Below are 20,194 nucleotides of genomic sequence, written 5' to 3' on the forward strand. Positions count from 1 at the left end.
CTGCGTGCGACCTCCCTCTCATCCGGCGTCGCGAGCGCAACCTCTGCCCGTAGACTCCCTCGCGTGACACGCTGCGGGACGGTTGGCAAGATGGCACCCGCGGACGGCAAGGTGCGGTAACAGGGAGGAAGCGCTCGTGAGCAGCAGGCCATCCCGAGGCGCTGCTCGCCTCGCAGCCATACTGGACGCGCTGCCTGATGCGTTGGTGCTGGTCAACGCCAATGGGACCGTCGTCAACGCGAACACCATCGCTCTGGAGGCCTTCGAGGCCCCGGGCACGGCTCTGGTGGGGCGCGGACTGCTCGATCTGCTGCCTGCGTTCGACTCCCGACTCATCCCCGGCAGCATGCGCCGGCCCGAGTCGATCGACCCCAGCGGCCGGACCAAGCCGACCCGGATGATCGCGCGGCGTACCGACGGCAGTGAGTTCCCTGTCGAAGTCACCAGTGCGAATCTTGAGAACGGACAGCAGGCCTACGACAGCTACGGCCCCGCCAACGACGAGCTGCTCATGCTGGTCGTACGGGATCTGTCGGGCGCCGTCGACACCGAGGCGGAACTCGCGCGTTCGCAACGGCAGACCGAGATGATCCTGCGGGCCGCGGCCGAGGGTGTCGTGGGGACGGACACGGACGGGCGGGTCGTTCTCGTCAACCCGGCGGCCGCTCAGATACTCGGATACCGGGCCAGTGATCTCGGCGGCCAGGCACTGCACGACCTCATCCTTCACTCGCGCGCCGACGGCGAACCCTTCGCGTACGAGGAGTCGCCGCTCGCCGACACCCTGCGCTCCGGGCGGAAACACCGGGTTCGCGGGCAGGTGCTGTGGTCCAAGTCCGGGGACAAGGTGTCGGTCGACCTCACGACCGCGCCCGTGCGCGACGGGGACCAGCTCGTCGGCGCCGTGATGACGTTCACCGATCGGCGGCCGTACGACACCCTCGCCGAGGAGAAGACCAAGGCTGAGGAGCTCCACGAGCAGGAGCTCGCGCGAGCCGCCGAGGACCATGACAAGGAACTCGCCGAGCTGCGCGAGCAGCACGCCGCCGAGCTGGCCGAACTGCGCGAGCAGCACGAGGAGGAACTCGCCGCGGGTGACGAGCGGTACGCGTCGCTCGGGGAGCGCGAGAAGGACCGGTACGAGGCCCTCGCCGCCCGGCACGAGCAGCTGCTCGCCGTGCTCTCGCTGTCCCTGCGCGGACCTCTGGACCAGCTGCGGGGCGAACTGTCCAAGCTCGCCGCGGACGACGCCGGGCAGTTGTGGCCCGAGGCCAACCAGGTGCTCCACCACCTCGCCGCCGGCTATTCGCGGATCACGACACTGGTCGACAACGTGCTCGGCTATCAGCGGCTCGACTCCGGCGCCGAGGAGATCTCCCGTACGAACGTCATGCTCGACGCGGTCGTGGCGGCCGGTGTGGAAGGGGCCGTCGAACTGATCGGGCCCGGACGCGTGCAGTTCGCCGTACACGCGCCGCCCATCGAGGCCGAGGTCGACCCGCAACGGCTGGCCAACGCCCTCGCGCATCTCATCGCCGACGTCGCCGGAGTCGACGCCACCGGCAACGCGCCCGTGTCCGCGGGCGGTTACATGGACAACACCGTCGTCGTGGCGGCGGCGCAGCGCGGTGAGGTCGTGCGCATCGAGGTGCGCGGGCCGTACGCCGGGGGAGACCCGGTGCACGGGCCGATCGTGCGCGGGACGGTGCGCGCACACGGTGGCGTGCTGCAGACGCACGAGGTGCCGGGCATGAGCGGCAGCTCGTTCGTGTTGGAGGTGCCGATCGGCGGTGGGGCCGGAGCGGTTCCGGCCGCCGTCGGGACCGGCTCCGGGGTCGGCTCCGAGATCGCACTTCCCGAGCAGGCCTCCCGGGAGGGCGGTGGTAGGCGGCGGGCGCGGCGGTCCTCCGTGGACGCCTTCCTGGACAGCGAGGTGGCGGGGGAGTCCGATCCGGACTCCGGCGCCGACCCTGCCACTGACGGCGGCTCGACCGCTCCCACCGGGCGTCGGCGGCGGCGCATGGCGGAGGAGCAGGCGGCCGGGTCGGCCGGCGCGGTGTCCGTTCCCACCCAGACGGCGGGCGTCGAGAGCTCCGGCGATGGCGGGGCCTCCGGTGGTACCGGGCGGCGGCGTGGACGGCCGAGCCCGGTCGACAACTCGGCCGGCGATGTGGCTGGGGTTCTTGCGGGGGGCGCCTCCGAAGGCGCGGTCGTCATGGCGGGCGAGCACGGGGCGGGGACCGCGGCGGCGGGTACGGGACTGGGCGGGACGGTGCCTCCGCAGGGCGTGCCCGTGTCCGCACAGGGCGTGCCCGTGTCCGCACAGGGCGTGCCCGTGTCCGCGCAGGGCGTGCCGGTGCCTTCGGGACGGCGCGCACGACAGGGCCGCGAACAGGCCGCGTTGCCGCCTGCGTTGCCTGCGGCCCCGAGTACGGCCGGTACGCAGAATGCGGTCGGCGCCCAGGGCGCGGCCGACGTTGGTGCCGCCGCGGACGGGGCGCCCGGGCGGCGTCGGCGTGCGCTGGCCGCCTCGGCCGAGCAGTCCGCCACGCAGGAGGCGGGCGCCCGCACGGTGTTCGCGCTGCCGCCCGCGGACGCGGACCGCTCCCCGGAGTACGTCGAGGCTCAGCAGCAGGCTCAGCGGCAACTCCTCCAGCAGGCCGACGCTGTCGGTGCTGTCGGTGCTGTCGGCGCTCCTCAGGGCCGGGCCGATGACGGCCGCCACGACGCGATGCGTCACGATCCGGCCGACGACCACACTCCGCCCCAGCCGCACCCCGTTTCCAGCCCTACAGGACGACGCCGTGCGGCACGGCCCCCGGCGCAGCAGGGTGCGGCGGGGACACCTGCACAAGGAGTTCCGCCGCAGGGAGTTCCGGGGACAGCCGCCGCCGGGCGGCCCGGACCCGCGGCGCAGGCCGCTGCGCCGGCCCAGCCTTCCGCCGCGCAGGCGCCGTGGCCCGGGAACGCAGAGACTCCCGCAGGCAGCGCACCCACCCCCCAGCCCTGGCCGAACGCGAGCGCCCACGACACACCGGGCGCCGACTCCCCGGCACAGCCCGCAGCGGCGTCGGTGCAGCCCGGCACAGCGGCTCAAGCCGCGACACCCGCACCCTCCGTGCCCAACGCCCCCGCCCGGCCGCGCGTTGCCCAGCCACTGCCCGCCGAGGCCCCGGCTCCGGCCCCGATCGATCCCAACTCGACGCAGGGCCGCGCGATCAGTGTCCGGGCACTCGGCCAGGGCGTGCCGTTCGGCCGCCAGTCCGCCCCGAACCAGCCCCAGGCACCGCAAGCACAGGCGCCGCAGGCGCAGGCCCAGCCGCAGTCGCAGTCGCAGTCCCCGACGCCTCCCCCGCATCAGACCAACGGCAATGGCGGTCGTCGTCGCAAGCTGGGCACACCCCCCGAGCCTGCCGCCGAGCGCCCGGAGACGGCAGCCCTTTCCCACCCGCAGGGTGGGCAGGCGCCCGGGTCACGGCTGGCCGGAGCCACTGAGGGCGCCGGGCGGTCGTACGCCATAGGAGCCCCGGACGAGAACGCCGACGAGGGCCCCGAGCCGCTCGACGGTCCCGGTGGTGCCGTCGAAGTCGCCGACCAGCCACGGCTACAGCCCCTGGACGACGAGTTGCCGCCGGAACCGCTGGACAACCCGCGGCGCCTGCTCGTGTGGCCCGCACCCGACGTGAGGACCCAGCAGGCACTGAGCGACCGCGGCTACCGACCCGTGATCGTGCACTCGCGCGAGGAGGTCGACGCGCAGATCGCCGCCTTCCCGGCCGCACTCTTCGTCGACCCGCTGACCGGACCGATCACTCGGACGGCACTCCAGTCACTGCGCCAGGCCGCTGTCGCCGCCGAGGTGCCCGTCCTGGTGACAGCGGGACTCGGACAGGCGACGCGCGAGGCGGCGTACGGCGCCGATCCCGCCGTACTCCTGAAGGCCCTGGCGCCCCGGGACTCCGAGCAGCACCCGCCGCGTGTGCTGCTCATCGAGGAGCACGCGGAGATCTCGCTCGCGCTGACGTCGACGCTGGAGCGACGCGGGATGCAGGTCGCGCGGGCCTCGACCGACGCGGACGCGGTGACACTGGCCTCGCAGATGCGGCCGAACCTGGTGGTGATGGACCTGATGCAGGTACGTCGACGCCAGGCAGGGATCGTCGACTGGCTGCGCGCGAACGGGCAGTTGAACCGCACACCGCTCGTCGTCTACACCGCCTCCGTCGACCAGGCCGAACTTCCGCGGCTGGCCTCGGGGGAGTCCGTTCTGTTCCTGGCAGAGCGCTCGACCACTGCCGAGGTGCAGGAGCGGATCGTGGATCTGCTGGCTCGGATCGGCACGAACTGACCGGTACGCGGATCGGCCCGGTCAGCGGGTCGATACGCGGATCGATACGAATCGACCGATCGCGCAGGTGCGGGCATCGGGGCCCGGACCGACTTTGCACATAAGGGGCTTGGGGCGTTGTTTCACGTGAAACAACGCCCCAAGACACATACAGGAACTGCTAGATCTGCGTCACGTCCAGCTCACCCGCGGCGTACTGCCGACGCAGCACCTTCTTGTCGAACTTGCCGACGCTCGTCTTCGGGACCGACTCGATGATCGTCCAGCGCTCGGGGAGCTGCCACTTGGCGATCTTCCCTTCGCCGGCGAGGAAGGTACGAAGGACGTTGAAGTCGCCGGTGGCGCCTTCCTTGAGGACGACGGTGGCAAGGGGGCGCTCGCCCCACTTGTCGTCGGGGACGGCGACTACGGCGGCCTCGGCGACGTCCGGGTGGGACATCAGCGCGTTCTCCAGGTCGACCGACGAGATCCACTCGCCGCCCGACTTGATGACGTCCTTGGCTCGGTCGGTGAGCGTCAGGAATCCGTCGGAGCTGATCGTGCCGACGTCGCCGGTCTTGAGCCAGCCGTCCTCGCTGAACTTGTCGGCGGGGCGCTGGGGTTCGGCGCCCGGGCCGCCGTAGTAGGCGCCCGCGATCCAGGGACCGCGGACTTCCAGTTCGCCGGCGGATTCATTGTCCCAGGGGAGCCGTTCGCCGCCCGGGCCGGTGAGGCGGGCCTCGACGCCGGCGGGGAAACGGCCCTGCGTCAGCCGGTAGGCGAACTCCTGGTCGGTACCCACGACATGGGCCGGCGCCCGGGCGATGGTGCCAAGCGGGGACGTCTCCGTCATACCCCAGGCGTGACAGACCCGCATGCCCAGCTTGTCGAAGGCCTCCATGAGCGAGGGGGGACATGCGGAGCCGCCGATGGTGACCTGAGTGAGGGAGGAAACGTCGCGGGGCTTCGCGGTCAGTTCGCCGAGCAGGCCCTGCCAGATGGTGGGGACGGCCGCGGCATGCGTGGGCCTCTCACTCTCGATCATCTCGGCGAGCGGCGCGGGCTGGAGGAACCGGTCCGGCATCAGCAGGTTGATGCCGGTCATGAAGGTCGCGTGCGGCAGACCCCAGGCGTTGACGTGGAACTGCGGGACGACGACGAGGGTGGTGTCCCGGTCGGTGAGACCCATCGACTGAGCCATGTTGACCTGCATGGAGTGCAGGTAGATGGAACGGTGCGAGTAGACGACGCCCTTGGGGTCGCCGGTCGTGCCGGAGGTGTAACACATGGCCGCAGCCGTGCGCTCGTCCAGCTCGGGCCAGTCGTAGGTGGTCGGCCTGCCCGCGATCAGTTCCTCGTACTCGTGCACCCGTGCCGTCGCTCCGTCGAGCAGCGAACGGTCGCCGGGCCCCGAGACCACGACGTGCTCGACCGTCGGCAGATGGGGGAGGAGCGGCGCAAGCAGCGGAAGCAGCGAGCCGTTGGCGATGATCACGCGGTCGGCGGCATGGTTGACGATGTAGGCGAGCTGCTCCGCGGGGAGCCGGAGGTTGAGGGTGTGCAGGACCGCACCCATGGAGGGGATCGCGAAGTACGCCTCCACATGCTCGGCGTTGTTCCACATCAGCGTCCCCGTCGGATGCCCTTCCTCCACTCCGAGGTCATGCAGGGCGTGCGCGAGCTGTGCGGCTCGGGCGCCGATCTCGGCGTAGGAACGGCGCTGCGGCTCTCCCTCCCCGGTCCAGGTGATCACCTGTGATGTTCCGTGGATCAGCGACCCATGGGTCAGGATCCTCGAAATCAGCAGCGGTACGTCCTGCATCGTGCTCAGCACGGCGTTCCTCCCGGGGGGCGACATTGCCTACGCAGTGGCAAGGGTTGGGCTGATTCTGCTCACATACCGCGTGGTATGTCACTACTAGCCGGGATGATCGATCAGCTCGTGGTGATCTTGCGGGGGAGGCGGCGCGGGGCCGGGAGGCCGATGTTGGGACGCGGGGGGCGGGAGGCAGGGGGCCGGGGGCCGGGGAGCCCTGGAATCAGGAACGGATGGGGGGTGCGGATGCGGGGCCTCGGGAGCCCGGGAGGCCGAGAAGGACGGTCGGGAACCCGAAAGGCGGAAGGGCGAGAAGACCGGTGGGAACCCGAAAGGTGGAAGGGCGGGAGGGCCGGAGTCGGAGGGCCGGAGTCGGAGGGCGAGAGGGCCGGAGTCGGAGGGCGAGAGCTTGGGAAGCCGGGGTGGGTTCCGGATGCCCGGTGGCGGTCACCCCGTCCGGGAAGCGGGCCCGGTGGCGGTCACCCCGTCCGGGAAGCGGGCCCGGTGGCGGTCACCCCGTCCGGGAAGCGGGCGCTACCGTACGGGCTCCAGCTCGGGGTCCTCGCGCAGCTTGCCCAGCGCACGCGACACCGCCGACTTCACCGTCCCGACGGAGACACCAAGCACCTCTGCCGTCTGCACCTCGCTCAGGTCCTCGTAGTACCGCAGGACGACCATCGCCCGCTGCCGCGCCGGAAGCTTCATGATCGCCCGCCACATCGCGTCGTGCAGGGCCTGCTGCTCGGCGGGGTCCCCGGCGGGCGCCCCATCCGGCTCCGGCAACTCGTCGCACGCGAACTCGTCGACCTTGCGCTTGCGCCACTGCGACGTCCGCGTGTTCAGCAGCGCCCGGCGTACGTACCCGTCGAGTGCCCGGTGGTCCTCGATCCGCTCCCAAGCGACGTACGTCTTGGTGAGCGCGGTCTGCAACAGGTCCTCGGCATCGCACGGGTTCGCGGTCAGCGACCGGGCGGTACGCAACAGCACCGGCTGGCGGGCCTTCACGTACGACGCGAACGACGGATAGGGCGCGTACGGAAGGGACAGCGTCGCGGCGTTCGAAGCGCTGGTGCAGACGGGTGTGGTCATGGCTCCACGCTAGGATCGCCCCCTACTATCGCGGATCGGCCGCAGGTCCCGAAGCCATGTCCGCCTCAGGTTGTAGGAGGGGGGCTCCCCCCACCTCCTGAAGGTGGACGAGCAAGTCCTGCCCCCTGAGGGTTCACCCCTGAGGACGAGTACGACGGTAGTACGCGGGCCCCGATCCCCCGGTCCCCGCAGGTCACCTCCGGCCTCGCCTGAACGGGCTGGGAACCCGCGCCACCATCCGCGTCGACCCCCAGGATCAACCCCGACGTGGGAACCCCCGTACCGGCGGTGACGAGCGTGTGGCGGGCGCCCGCTATCTGGTTCACGGCCGTTCCTCGCAGTTGTCGCACCGCCTCCGCCACACCGTTCATCCCGTGCAGATACGCCTCCCCCAGTTGTCCGCCGTGGGTATTGAGCGGCAGCCGCTCCTCGGCGACGAAGTCCGCTCCCTGACCGGGCGCGCAGAATCCGAACTCCTCCAGCTGCATCAGCACGAACGGCGTGAAGTGGTCATAGAGAATCCCCACGTCGATGTCGGCCGGAGTCAGCCCTGCCGTCCGCCACAGCTGGCGTGCCACCACGCCCATCTCCGGCAGCCCGGTCAGACCGTCCCGGTAGAAGCTGGTCATCTGCTCCTGAGCACGGCCCGCCCCCTGAGCGGCAGCCTTGATCACCGCGGGGGGATGGGGCAGATCGCGGGCCCTCTCGAGCGAGGTGACCACCAGTGCCTGACCACCGTCCGTCTCCTGGCAGCAGTCCAGCAGCCGCAGCGGCTCCGCGATCCACCGTGAGGCGGCGTGCTCGGCGAGCGTGATCGGCCTGCCGTAAAAGTAGGCCGCCGGGTTCGTCGCCGCATACTTCCTGTCCACCACAGCGACCTGGCCGAACACCTCGGGCTTCAGCCCGTATGTGTGCAGATACCGCTGGGCCGCCATCGCCACCCAGGACGTGGGCGTGAGCAGCCCGAACGGCAGGGACCAGCCGAGCGCCGCCCCCTCCGCCGACGGCTCCCGCTGCTGCACTCCGGAACCGAATCTGCGTCCCGACCGCTCGTTGAACGCCCGGTAGCAGACCACGACCTCGGCCACCCCGGCCGCCACCGCGAGGGCCGCCTGCTGGACGGTCGCGCAGGCCGCCCCGCCGCCGTAGTGGACGCGCGAGAAGAAGGACAGCTCCCCTATTCCGGCCGCCTGGGCGACGGTGATCTCCGGGCTGGTGTCCATCGTGAACGTGACCATCCCGTCCACGTCCCCGGGCGTCAGCCCCGCGTCGTCGAGCGCGGCCCGCACCGCCTCGACAGCCAGCCGCAGCTCACTGCGCCCCGAGTCCTTGGAGAACTCGGTGGCCCCTATCCCGACGATCGCCGCCCGCCCGCCGAGGGTGTCCCGCGTCCGTACGCTCATGAGACACCCCCGAGTGGAAGAGTGACCGTCACCGTGCCGGTCACATGTCTGCCGATGCCGTTCACCCCGACGACCCGGACCGTCGCGGTGTCACCCGCGAGCTCCTCCACCGAACCGGTCAACACCATGGTGTCGCCCGGGTAGTTGGGTGCCCCGAGCCGGATGGCCACCTTGCGCAGGACCGCGCCCGGTCCGAAGTGGTCCGTGATGTACCTTCCGACCAGGCCGTTGGTGGTCAGGATGTTCATGAAGATGTCGGGGGAACCCTTCTGCCGCGCCAGCTCCGCGTCGTGGTGCACGTCCTGGTAGTCCCGTGACGCGATGGCCCCGGCCACGATCAGCGTGCGCGTGACGTCGATCTCCAGCGGCGGCAGCGTGTCCCCCACCTTCGCGTCACCGGCCCACGCGGCACCGGCGCTCAGGTTGCCGGCGCTCATGTCACCGGCGCTCAGGTTGCCGGCCTTCATCGCATCGGCCGTCACGTCGCCGGCCGTCGCCCATCCGGCTTCCGCCTCCCCGGGCCTCGCACCTCCGCCCTTCCTACCCCCGGCCCTCATGTCACCTCCTCGCCGTCCACGCCGGTCTCGCCACCCGCTGCGGCCTCGTCGGCCCTGAAGACCGGCAGCTCCAACTCATCGTCGTACCGCTGGAATTCGAGCCGCACTGCCATACCGATCCGCACCTTGTCGTACGGCACCCCCACCACGTTGCTCACCATCCGCACGCCCTCCGGGAGTTCGATCAGGCCGACCGCATAGGGAGGGTCGAAGGCAGGGAAGGGAGGATGGTGCATGACGACGTACGAGTAGACCGTGCCGTCCCCTCTTGCTTCGACCGTGTCCCACTCCAGGCAGCCGCATGTGTTGCACCCCGGCAGCCAGGGGAACCGCAGCACGCCGCAGCCGCCGCACCGCTGGATCAGCAGCTCATGCCGGCCCACGCCCTCCCAGAAACCCGCGTTGTCCCGGTTGATCACCGGGCGCGGGCGTCGCACCTTCGTTTCCTGCTGCTTCCGGCGCCCGGCCGGTGCGTACTTGAGAATCCGGAAGCGGTGCGTGCCCGCCGGCTCGCCGCCCGCCCGGACATCCATCCGTGTCGTGACGAAGTAACCCCTCCCCAGCTTCGTCGATTTGGGCTCCGAGACCGACTCGATCACCGCGTCGAAGGTGATCTCGTCCCCGGGCCGCAGTGGTCGCAGATACTCCTGCTCGCAGTCGGTGGCAACCACGGAGGTGTAACCGGCGCCGTCGAGGAGCCCCAGCAGTTCGTCGTACGCCTGCGAACGCCCTGTGTGCCCGGCGAGGCCGCCCATGGTCCACGCCTGGAGCATGGTGGGGGGCGCGACGGCGTCCGGCCCCTCGTACGCCGGATTCGCGTCGCCCATGGCCTCGCACCAGTGCCTGATCATCGGCGCGTTGACCGGATCCCGGCCCGCGCCGGCGACGGCAGCCGCCCGGCCCTCGTACGCCTTGAGCCGCCCGGACAGCCCGCTCGCCCCGCCTACCCCCCGTGCCCCGTCCGTCCCGTCTCCCCCGCTTGCACCGCCTGTCCTGTCTACCCCGGTCGCCCCCTCCGCCCCATCCACCCCGCCCGCTTCGTCGCTCACCGCCGCCCCCTCCACACCCCGAGCCGCATCGTCGCCACGATCTCCCGCCGCACCTCGCTCACCCGCCCCCGAACGCGTTGATCTGCGCCATCCTGTTCATCCGCTCTGGCTCGGCGTCCCGGAACACTCCCGATGCACCGGAGCGGACCAGGACATCCGGCCCGACAACTTGCTGACATATTTGGTACACCGCCACCGCCGATTCGGTTCCCACCACTTTCACGCCGCTCACGACGCCCGGTGTCGGCCGACCGGCCCCGACATCCCCGCCAACGCCGATTGAGCAGACACGACGACGCCAGCCGGGACATGTGCCTCAGCCAGTTGGAGCCGCGCCCACGCCCCCCAGACCCCGCACGAGCAAGGCTTTCTGACTGTCCGTCAGACAATGTGGACTGTCAAGGTCACCGAACCCGTATCAGGAGTCCTTTCCGGACCCCACGCACCGCCCTTTGACGTCCCCGAACACGGACAGATTCACGGACCCAATACGCGCGCGAACCCAAACGCGCGCACGGGCACAGGCACGGGTACGGACGCGGGCACGGGCCCGATCGCGGGCACGCGCACGCGCACGCGCGGAAACGCAAAAACGTCTGCGTGACGGCACCGAAGCACCGCCACGCAGACGCGTCAGAACCCCACAGAACACAACCCCGCACGGGAGTTTCCGGGCCGATGAGGGCGCATCGGCCTGCGATCTACCAGAGGTTGGTGAAGTTGACGACGGTGTTCGACTGGTCGATTGCCGTGAACGCGGAACCGTTCACCTGGGCCGTGTTGTTCTGGTTGGAGGCGCCGGAGCCGACCGCCTGCTGCTGCGTTGTGGACGAGTTGCCGTGGTTGTTGCCACCGACACCGCTGCCGCTGATCGTCGCCACCGCCGCGTTCGATCCGTCGTCCGCGAAGGCGCCGTTGTCCGCCGCGGCGACACCCGTGAAGAGGGTGGCCGCGAGGGGCAGGGCCGCGACGGCGGCGAAGACGCGGGCGGTACGGATGCTTGCCATGTGAATTCCTCCAGAAGAACCGGATGTACGCACCGGTGTGAACCGGGAAGTACGGCTTGTCCCAAGGCAGTTGGCCGACCACCTCGGTGATGTGCACGACGTCGCGAATCCAGAGTTGCCCACCGAATCCCCGGCGAACCACCCCGGAAGCACCGATTCCCCCTGAAGCGTGAGGACAAGTCGATAAACCCCTTTCGCGACCTTTCACCTGCCGGTTCTGACTCAAAGTCGCAGGCCAAGGCCACTGGGCCGACTCGGGCGCCAGGAACCGCACGAGAGGAAGCGTTCCGGCACATTTTCAGCCAACCTCTCCCGTACTGCCCGAAACAGCTACCGCCGCTCCCCGCCCGCCGAACCCCCTTCCCTTTTTCGAACACTCGTACGAACATGGAGGCATGGCCACCACCACCATCGACCGGCAGGCCACGACCATGGCCCTGGCCCACGCACTGTCCGCCGCCGAGCGCGGCCTCGCGGTCATTCCGCTGTCCCGTACGAAGCTCCCTGCCCTCCGATCCCCCCACCGCACCGACCCCGCCGGCCTGCCCGTCTGCCACGGCGAATGCGGCCGCTTCGGGCACGGCGTGTACGACGCCTCGACCGACCCACGCCGCATTCGCACGCTCTTCACTGCCGCCCCCTGGGCCACCGGCTACGGCATCGCCTGTGGCCTGCCGCCGTACCACCTGATCGGCATCGACCTGGACACCAAGTCCGGTACGGAGTCGTCGGCCGCCCTGCGCGAACTGGCCCTGCGCCACCTGTTCACCATCCCGGAGACAGTGGTCGTCCTCACGCCGAGCGGCGGCCGCCATCTGTGGCTGAGCGGTCCGCCGGACGTGGCCGTCCCCAACTCTGCGAGCCGACTGGCCCCCGGCATTGACGTCCGCGGCGCCGGCGGCTACCTCGTCGGCCCCGGTTCCCGTACCGAACAGGGCATCTACAGCACTGCCCCCGGCACCGCCCAGCTTGCTCCCGCGCCCTGCCCGCCTGCCCTGCTACGGCTGCTTCTGCCACCACCACGGCACGCGAAGCCGACTTCATCCTCGACACCGGCGGACGTCCACGGGCAGGGCCAGGGCCTGATCCAGTTCGTCCTGGCGGCCCACGCGGGCCAGCGCAACACCCGCCTCTTCTGGGCTGCCTGCCGCGCCCACGAGAACGGCATCGGCCCGGACCTGACCCCCGCCCTGATCGACGCGGCCGTCCACACCGGCCTCACACTCCGCGAGGCCCGCTCGACGGTGGCCTCGGCGGCGCGGATGACGGGTAACCGGGCCTGAAGAGCAACACAGGAGGGGGAGCAGCACAGAAGGGGATGCCCCTGCGAACGGGGCATCCCCTTCTGTGCTGCTCCCTCTCTGAACCTGCGCGGTGGGTGTGGGATTTGAACCCGCAGGTCAGGTGAGATCTCCACGCCCTCGCAGGCCGGAGGGGGAAAGCCACGACGTCTCAGTCGTAGCCGTGCTTGCCGTGCCCGCTAGGTGCCCTAGCCGCACGATCATGCCGCTCATCCACCCGACACAGCAGGAACAACCACTGCGGCGACAGCCGAGAGCAGACCTCCCACAGCCAGGGCGCCATTGAACTTCTCTTTGGCGGTTGGAAACACAGAGCGACTCACGTTCCCGACCTTGCTGCGCAGGACGATCATCTTGAGTTTCTGCCACCTGTGCTGACGTTTCGTACACCCCATCAACACGCCATAGGCGTTGTTACGGCAGTAGGTCTGGCCATCTCGGTTCACCGCGCCACACCAGACCGGCACCCGGAAGGCAGCGTAGGCCGAGACGCCGAGTGACAAAGCCACGATCACAGACAGCGCCCATTGCTGGCTCCAAGCAACGATCAAGGCCGCAGCCACCATGTATCCCCAGTACAGACGCACCACTTTCCCCATGAACACGCAGAGTATCTGTGCATATGCACAGCGCATAGACGTGAATTGGACATGCGTCCACGGCTCATGCGTCTCGGATGAGCCGTCCCCGTCTTGCCCTCCAAGCCATGCGTCGGCCGCCTCCGCCACTTGGTCGTCGCGACCGGCGACCGGCCGAGCGTAATCCTGGGTGGTGACGCTCGCGTTCGAGTGGCCGAGCCGGTGAGCCGCAGTGGTCGGCCGGAGACTGGACAGCTCCTGATCAACGAGTGCTGGAACGATCAGCGAGTTGATCAGGGACCGTACGTCGCTTGGGCCTTGTGCTTGAGCTGAGGCGACACCGCAGCCAGCCAGTGAGTGAGCCGCCCAGTCTCGTACGGTCGTCTGTACTTGGGTTAGCTGGGTAAGGGTCGCAACTGCCTGCCATGATCAGGCCGTGCTGGAGTCTTCGATATTCGCAAGGTTGAGCAGAGTCCTCGACTGGTTGGGGCTGATCCCGGCTACCTTCCTGCTCGCGATCGGCATCAGGGATTACCGTGACGGCGGATCCGTGGGGTGGCCCATCGGCGGAGCAGTCCTGCCGATCGGTCGGGGAATCACGGGGAACAGCGGTCCTCACGGGCAGCGGACACAGTGAGAGCCCCTGACCGTTTTCACTGGTCAGAGGCTCTCATCCTGCGGTGGGTGTGGGATTTGAACCCACGGTGACATCGCTGCCACGACGGTTTTCAAGACCGCACGGTTCCCCAGGGTAGAACGGGCTTTGACCTGCATCAACGGCTCCCAGAGTCGCAACGCCCGGTCCATGTTGGCCAGAGGATGGCCACAGAAAGTCGCACGGGCTTCAGCTCAAGCCGCGAACGGGAGCCGTGCGGGAGTGGGAGCGCGGTCCGTAAATCCGTAATCCTCGGGTCGTGCCTGACGCTGATGGCGAGAGGAACGCGACGGTTACCAGCGCAGGGCAATTCCCCTCCCCGTGCCGCGACTTGGACCCCGGTCGATGACGCCGAGCTCTTCCATCCTGTCGAGTTGGTACGCGACCGACCCCGTGCTCGACAGTCCCACGCTTCGGCAGATCTCCCGCATCGAGGGAGTCTCCCCGCGGTCGGCTACCCAGTCCCTGATGCACTTCAGGATGCGTTCCTGCTGTTCCGTGAGGCGGCCCTCTGCCTCCTCCAGCTCCCGGACCTGTCGACGCAGGTTGACCCTCGCCCCGGGCGACCGGCCGGCCTTCGTCTCCCAAAACGATTGGGAGGCAAGCCGGGCAGAGAGCTGCTGCAACCGACGACGCAGCGTGGCCGTGTGCAACGGTCGACGCTCTAGCGCCGCGTAGGTGCGGTTCCAGTCGCGTTGAGCCTGGATCAGATCGAGCGGGAACGTCGTGTGCGCCATAGCCAAAATTCAATCATGTGTTCGATTTCTGGCGCGAGAGTCACCTGGCACCTGTGACGTTCGATGTCCTGTGATGGCGAACTTTGCGCACATGCCATCCAACCTTGGCCGCCGAGAGTCGGTGTCCTCGTTAAGGGGGCGAGTCTGCAACCGCACCGCCCTGTACAGACATGTACCGGGTATGAAGTTCCCCCACCCGCTCCGCCGTATCCACAATGCACGGGCACACCGCCGCGCCGCATGGGATGCTCTGACGCTCCTGGATCAGCGACGGACCAGGGTCCGTCAGAAGACCAGAGCCCGCCGGTGGGGCATGGTCTCGCTCATCGTGGTGGGTGCTCTTGCCTTACTCGCCGGGCTGCCATGGCTGGTGTGGCGAGGGCCCTACGTGTTCGACGGGCAGTACCTTGACCGCAGTGAGCTGGCGAAGGGGTCTGCTGCCCTGGTCACCGGCCTGCGCACCGCGATAGTGGCTTGTGTCGCTGCCCTCGGCGCCGGTATCGCCCTGCTGTACACAGCTCGCACGTATCGGCTCACCCGGCGCGGCCAGATCACCGAGCGCTTCACCAAAGCTCTGGAACGCCTCGGCTCTGAGCAGCGGTACGTACGCATCGGCGGCATCCTCGCCCTGGAACAGATCGTCCAGGATGCACCCGAGCAAGCTGCCACTGACGCCGCCCGCGTCCTGGGCCACTTCATCCGCGACCGCGCCCCAAAGGCTGTACCCACCACCCCGGCCCCAGACCCCGACGAGGGCGCACCCACCTCTGCATCCCCGGCCCCCGAGGAACTCCCCCAAGAGCCGGACGCCGACGTCCAAGCAGCCCTGACCGCCCTCACCCGCGCGGAATCCCGCACCCACGTTGACCGCCGCGAAGTACTCGACTTCCACGAACTCCACCTCGCTGGTGCACAACTACTCCAAGCCGACCTCACTGGCGCCAACCTGGGCGGGGCAACGCTCACCGGGGCCGACCTGGGCGGGGCAACGCTCACCGGGGCCGACCTGAGCTGGGCGACGCTCACCAAGGCCAACCTGCGCTGGGCGACGCTCACCAAGGCCAACCTGCGCACGGCGACGCTCACCGGGGCCAACCTGTGCTGGGCGACGCTCACCGAGGCCGACCTGCGCACGGCGACGCTCACCAAGGCCTACCTGAGCGGGGCGACGCTCACCAAGGCCAACCTGGACGGGGCGACGCTCACCGGCGCCAACCTGCGCGACGTAGACCTGTCAGATGTTCGAGGGTTTACTCAGCCACTTACAGAAGGGCAAACCGACGAGAGGACCATTCTTCCGCCCGAGCGCCAGCAACCAGCAACCAGCAACGCCATGACTGACCATGCGTGAGCCATGCCGACGGTCATCTCTACGAGCGCCAGCGTCCATCCATCGGCAGATTTACAGTCTGCCCAAGATCGCGCGCCTGTGGGCCATCTGACCTGCGACTTTGTGTGCCATCAGGAGGAGGGCGCTGGATCTCGTCCGCGCGTCTTCCTGATCTTGAAAATCTCCGCTCGGGTCAGAACTTGACACACAGTCAGGCCGATGTGCGAGAGGCGCCACATCGGTGGCATCATGCGGGGCCACGCTCTAAAGCCGGGGGACGGGTGGCTTGGCTGATTTCTTTGGTGCTCGCGGTCGGGGTTTCGGGGGCACAGACCTGGCTAAAGCTGGTTTCGCGAGAACCTCCGCCAGGAAAGAAACATGCGCTCACCATGGACGACGCGGTGTTCTGGATCGACTGGACCGTGACCGCCGTGGTTGCCCTTTCCGGCTCACTCATCGCCGCCAGCCTGGACCACAAACCGATTGCCTTGAGCACGGTTACCGTAGCGCTGGGTGCCATCCTCGTTGGCATGACCATCATGCCGTTCGGGGTTCGCATGATCTGCTACGACGGATCCGGCGGCATCAAGGGGTGGGTGCATGTCGTCTGCGCGAACGCCTTCGGGCTGATCGTGCTGATGTCAGCCGTCGCTGCGGGGGTCGTGCACTTCTGGCCGATCTATACCGGCCAGGCGATCCCGATCGACCAGTGGCGGTCGCGTATGTGGTTGGACACTTGGGTCTAGCTGGGCTGACTGCTTCGCTGCGGGATGAGAGCCACCGCAGGATCGCGGTCATCATTGGTCATCAGTGGTCGTCGTTGGCCACCCTCGGACGGCCCGCAGACGGCCCAGCAGTAGGCACGTGACCTGCTGCGATGCGGGTCCGGCGAGAGCGGAAACGGCGACGGCCCGCACTGGAAAGTGCGGGCCGTCGCCGTACGTGCGGATCAGCTGATGGACGGGCTGTAGCGCAGGTGCGTTCCGACTTGCGCATAAAGCCTACGAGATGGGCGCAAAGTCGGTAGAACGAGGGGCATGGGTGAACCTACGTGGGCGACCTGCCAAGCCGATCCGCTCTGTTCTGGCGTGCAAGTCTCGCCCTACGACCGATGCATCGCTCATCTGGCGGGGAACGAGCAATCCGGCCTCCTGGATGGGATCGCTGTCGGAGAGAGCGTCGACTTCCGAGGGGTGACGTTCAACGCTGCACTCACTCAAAAACTGCAGAAAGTAATCGCGCGGTGCACAGCCTTCGGAATTTCCCTCTTCACGGATTGCCAGTTCCTAGCGCCGATCGATTTCAGCGACTTCAAGTTTCAAGGTGCATGCTGGTTTGATGGCGCATCATTTGATGCCGCAGACTTCAGTCGGAGCATTTTCCATGAGTCTGCCTGCTTTCTGGGAGCGACATTCCACGCACCGGTAACATTCCAACTTTCCTCACTCGGAAGGGCCGATCTGTCCCGGGCCCAATTCAAAGGCGGGGCGGACTTTAGCTCACTACAAAGACGCCCGTCCGTAAATTTCCAGGATTGCACCTTCGAAGACATCACCAGTTTCGAAAACTCTGAGCTAGAAAACGGCAGTTTCGAACGTACACAGTTCCAAATGGTGCGATTCTCCAGAGCAACCTTCCTAGCTCTTCCGACCTTTCGTCGAGCAGAATTTGGAGGTCTGGCTAACTTCGAAAAAGTAAGGTTTCCGTATGGGGCAAATTTCAGATACAGTAGCTTCCCCGAGGGATGCCTTTTCACAGGTAGCGAATTTGGGTCGCGAGGCCCCGCAGTATTCGCCGGGGCACAGTTCGGCCAAATGACAGGGTTTACCGAGGTCAAATTTGAAAGCGAGGTTTCTTTCAGCGGAGCAGTCTGCAAGGGATCGATAAGTTTCAAGTACAGCCAATTTTCCGACCTGCTCCATGGACCGCTCAGCGCGAAGGACGTGAATCTGGGTTACGCAAGCTTCGATCGCTCGGTTCGTTTTGAGGTGAGTTCAAAAAATCTTGGCCTGTCCCGTGCAACGTTCTCAGCAGCAGCGGCATTTAGTGCCCGATTTTCCACAGTTGACCTCACGGACGTGCATCTTAGCTCTCCTTTGACAATCTCCTCTTATCATAGCGAGTTCACCGTAGGCGATCTCCCGGTTCCTGATCCCGAGCTGGGAGACCTGGACCCCTTGAGTAAAGTAACTCGGCTCGCCGGGGTGGACGCAAAATTGCTGGTGCTCAGCGACGTAGACCTAGCCAAGTGTTCTTTTGCTGGGGCATATCACTTGGATCAGATCACTTTGGAAGGAGACTGTCGCTTCGCCACTCCACCAACTGGCATAAAGTGGGGGGTCTCCACAGTTCCTTTCCGCTGGTGGACGCAGCGCAAAACGCTTAGCGATGAAGTCTCGTGGCGGTCACAGCGTCCAGTTAAACTCTTGAATAAAAAAGGATGGGAAGTAAGTCGTGAAGTTCCGACCCAGACTCCCAGCATCCAGAATATCGCAGCAACATATCGCCAACTCCGTAAGGCATTTGAAGACGGCCTGAATGAACCAGGCGCAGCCGATTTCTACTACGGAGAAATGGAGATGCGAAGGCGTGATGAGCACGCTAGCCGCAGCGAGAGAGGCCTCCTGCATGCTTACTGGGCACTCTCCGGATTCGGTCTTCGGGCATCTCGCGCAATCGGCTGGCTTGCCGCCTCAATGGCAGTCACTATTGTCTTGATGATGGGATGTGGCCTACCCAATCAGGCAGCAAAACAGACAGCCACTGGAATCGCGTCCGCTCCCGGAAAAGAAACAACGCTAGTAATAGAAGTACCCAAACAGAATCTGACCATTCCGTTTGATAAGCGATGGACACTAAGCCGACTAGAAAGGTCGGGGCGGATCGTTATCAATTCCGTTATTTTTCGGTCCAGCGGCCAGGGCCTGACATCCGCTGGCGTTTGGATCGAAATGACTTCCCGCTTCACGGAGCCCATTTTTTTGGGCCTTTCCATTTTGGCCATCAGGGGACGGATCAAACGAAAATGATCTATTTCTGATGGTCAGGCAACACTCGAATTTTAGGGTCCGAGGGCAGGAACAGCGACGGCCCGCACTGCTCAGTGCGGGCCGTCTCCATGCGTGTGGATCAGCTGATGGGCGGGCTGTAGCGCAGGACCCAGTCGAGGCCAGGACGACGAACGGCGCTGAACGAAGCGGGGAGAGCGAAACCCGAGATAGAGCGGACCGAGCCCATCAGGTACGTTGCGCCGCGTCCGGGATGAGTCGACTCGTGAACCCCTGGTCGCGTAGACGCTCGTACGCTGCCACGACGGTATCCGGCACGGCCTGCTCAATGGCCAGACCCCAGTTGGGGAAGAGGAGCACTCGTTGCAATGCTCCGGCGATCATGTCGATCACCATGCGGACGTCCCCGATGGAGTCGGCGTACTCCTCCAAGCCCATCGGCGTGGACGCGGATACGACCTCAACGTCGGGCCAGAGCTTCCGCATCATGGCGTACGAGCGCCGTTCTTCATATGGCTTGCTCACGAGCAGGATTGGACGTGCGGAGCGTAGCCACGCCCGCACAGGCAAGGGCGTTGCTGGACGCGGTCCGTGCGCAGGGGCCGCGCGGTACTCATCTGGTCGCGTTCTTCGCCTGCATCTACTACGCGGCGATGCGCCCGGAAGAGGTGTCCATGTTGAGCGCTGACCAGTGCGAACTACCCAAGGAGGGGTGGGGGCGGCTCATGCTCGCCGGCGCCCGGCCGCAGGTTGGTTCCGCGTGGACGGATGACGGCAAGCCGTACGAGGAAAGGCAGTTGAAGCACCGGGCTCGCCGCGCGGTCCGGCCCGTGCCGATTCCACCTGTCCTGGTCGCCATACTGCGGGCGCATCTCGAAGCGTTCGGGACCACGTCCGAAGGTCAGTTGTTCAGCGCCGTACGCGGCGGCCCGATCCGGTCGCAGGAGTACGGCGCCGCGTGGAAGGAAGCCCGCCGCAAAGCACTCACGCCGGCGCAGGTGACCTCTCCGCTGGCAGCGATCCCGTACGACCTGCGGCACGCCTGCGTGTCGTTCTGGCTCCGCTCCGGGGTGAGCCTGGCCGAGACCGCCCGGCGCGCGGGACAGAGCGTCGCCGTTCTTCAGCGCTACTACGCCAAGGTGCTGGACGGCGAGGAAGGGAAGATGAACACCCTGATCGACCAAGGGTTGGCGGAGCACGAGAGCGGGGCCGAGGGGCCCTGAATCCTGGCCGCAGGTTGGCCGCACGCGCTGGTCAGAAGTGGGATACCGGCGAATCAGGGTGAGACAAGGTCATGCAGAAGGGGTGCCGCTCCGGAGAGTGGCACCCCTTCTGAC

13 protein-coding genes and 3 pseudogenes are annotated in these 20,194 nt (G+C 67.4%); 6 read left to right on the plus strand and 10 right to left on the minus strand.

Annotated features, from left to right (window positions below):
* Nucleotides 1-136 precede the first annotated feature (136 nt).
* A complete protein-coding gene (locus ACFYPC_RS19670; protein WP_388677610.1) occupies nucleotides 137-4,348 on the plus strand; it encodes a PAS domain-containing protein in 4,212 nt (1,403 codons plus the stop codon).
* Between the two features lie 160 nt (nucleotides 4,349-4,508).
* On the opposite strand, the gene ACFYPC_RS19675 is transcribed toward ACFYPC_RS19670, so the two are convergent.
* The 7 genes and pseudogenes from ACFYPC_RS19675 to ACFYPC_RS19705 all read right to left on the minus strand — a co-directional run bounded on the left by ACFYPC_RS19675 (nucleotide 4,509) and on the right by ACFYPC_RS19705 (nucleotide 11,248).
* Nucleotides 4,509-6,185: a long-chain fatty acid--CoA ligase gene (locus ACFYPC_RS19675; protein WP_388677613.1), complete on the minus strand. Its 1,677-nt coding sequence runs from the start codon at nucleotides 6,183-6,185 to the stop codon at nucleotides 4,509-4,511.
* Nucleotides 6,186-6,677: 492 nt separating this feature from the next.
* Nucleotides 6,678-7,232 (minus strand): SigE family RNA polymerase sigma factor, encoded by a 555-nt coding sequence (locus ACFYPC_RS19680; protein ID WP_388677615.1) that lies wholly within the window; start codon nucleotides 7,230-7,232, stop codon nucleotides 6,678-6,680.
* Nucleotides 7,233-7,474: 242 nt separating this feature from the next.
* Nucleotides 7,475-8,635, minus strand: a pseudogene (locus ACFYPC_RS19685) (lipid-transfer protein); the annotation flags it as partial.
* The gene (locus ACFYPC_RS19690; protein WP_388678086.1) at nucleotides 8,632-9,072 is read right to left on the minus strand and encodes a MaoC family dehydratase; all 441 of its coding nucleotides are present in this window, start codon (nucleotides 9,070-9,072) and stop codon (nucleotides 8,632-8,634) included. The pseudogene ACFYPC_RS19685 and the gene ACFYPC_RS19690, both read right to left, overlap by 4 nt.
* A gap of 116 nt (nucleotides 9,073-9,188) precedes the next feature.
* The gene (locus ACFYPC_RS19695; protein WP_388678088.1) at nucleotides 9,189-10,121 is read right to left on the minus strand and encodes a bifunctional MaoC family dehydratase N-terminal/OB-fold nucleic acid binding domain-containing protein; all 933 of its coding nucleotides are present in this window, start codon (nucleotides 10,119-10,121) and stop codon (nucleotides 9,189-9,191) included.
* A 116-nt stretch (nucleotides 10,122-10,237) separates the two neighbouring features.
* Nucleotides 10,238-10,580 (minus strand): annotated as a pseudogene (locus ACFYPC_RS19700) (acyl-CoA dehydrogenase family protein); the annotation flags it as partial.
* 362 nt (nucleotides 10,581-10,942) lie between these two features.
* On the minus strand, nucleotides 10,943-11,248 hold the full coding sequence (locus tag ACFYPC_RS19705; protein WP_365440626.1) for a hypothetical protein: 306 nt from the start codon (nucleotides 11,246-11,248) through the stop codon (nucleotides 10,943-10,945).
* 395 nt (nucleotides 11,249-11,643) lie between these two features.
* Here ACFYPC_RS19705 and ACFYPC_RS19710 point away from each other — a divergent pair, with 395 nt between their 5' ends.
* A complete protein-coding gene (locus tag ACFYPC_RS19710; RefSeq protein WP_388677618.1) occupies nucleotides 11,644-12,531 on the plus strand; it encodes a bifunctional DNA primase/polymerase in 888 nt (295 codons plus the stop codon).
* A gap of 227 nt (nucleotides 12,532-12,758) precedes the next feature.
* On the opposite strand, the gene ACFYPC_RS19715 is transcribed toward ACFYPC_RS19710, so the two are convergent.
* Complete coding sequence (locus ACFYPC_RS19715) at nucleotides 12,759-13,148, minus strand: hypothetical protein (RefSeq protein ID WP_388677620.1); 390 nt, start codon at nucleotides 13,146-13,148, stop codon at nucleotides 12,759-12,761.
* A 927-nt stretch (nucleotides 13,149-14,075) separates the two neighbouring features.
* Entirely contained in the window at nucleotides 14,076-14,519 is a 444-nt protein-coding gene (locus ACFYPC_RS19720) for a LexA family protein (RefSeq protein WP_388677623.1), read from the minus strand.
* A 313-nt stretch (nucleotides 14,520-14,832) separates the two neighbouring features.
* On the opposite strand from ACFYPC_RS19720, the gene ACFYPC_RS19725 reads away from it, so the two are divergent.
* The 3 genes from ACFYPC_RS19725 to ACFYPC_RS19735 all read left to right on the plus strand — a co-directional run bounded on the left by ACFYPC_RS19725 (nucleotide 14,833) and on the right by ACFYPC_RS19735 (nucleotide 18,878).
* Nucleotides 14,833-15,870 (plus strand): pentapeptide repeat-containing protein, encoded by a 1,038-nt coding sequence (locus tag ACFYPC_RS19725; RefSeq protein ID WP_388677626.1) that lies wholly within the window; start codon nucleotides 14,833-14,835, stop codon nucleotides 15,868-15,870.
* 368 nt (nucleotides 15,871-16,238) lie between these two features.
* Nucleotides 16,239-16,595 (plus strand): hypothetical protein, encoded by a 357-nt coding sequence (locus ACFYPC_RS19730; protein WP_388678115.1) that lies wholly within the window; start codon nucleotides 16,239-16,241, stop codon nucleotides 16,593-16,595.
* A gap of 291 nt (nucleotides 16,596-16,886) precedes the next feature.
* Nucleotides 16,887-18,878, plus strand: a complete 1,992-nt coding sequence (locus ACFYPC_RS19735) for a pentapeptide repeat-containing protein (protein WP_388677628.1) — start codon at nucleotides 16,887-16,889, stop codon at nucleotides 18,876-18,878.
* Between the two features lie 207 nt (nucleotides 18,879-19,085).
* Here ACFYPC_RS19735 and ACFYPC_RS19740 read toward each other — a convergent pair.
* A pseudogene (locus ACFYPC_RS19740) lies at nucleotides 19,086-19,391 on the minus strand (YdcF family protein); the annotation flags it as partial.
* Nucleotides 19,392-19,396: 5 nt separating this feature from the next.
* Here ACFYPC_RS19740 and ACFYPC_RS19745 point away from each other — a divergent pair.
* Nucleotides 19,397-20,080, plus strand: a complete 684-nt coding sequence (locus ACFYPC_RS19745; protein WP_388677630.1) for a tyrosine-type recombinase/integrase — start codon at nucleotides 19,397-19,399, stop codon at nucleotides 20,078-20,080.
* The last annotated feature ends 114 nt before the right edge of the window (nucleotides 20,081-20,194 follow it).

This window comes from Streptomyces sp. NPDC005808 (genome assembly GCF_042871385.1).
Lineage (GTDB): Bacteria > Actinomycetota > Actinomycetes > Streptomycetales > Streptomycetaceae > Streptomyces.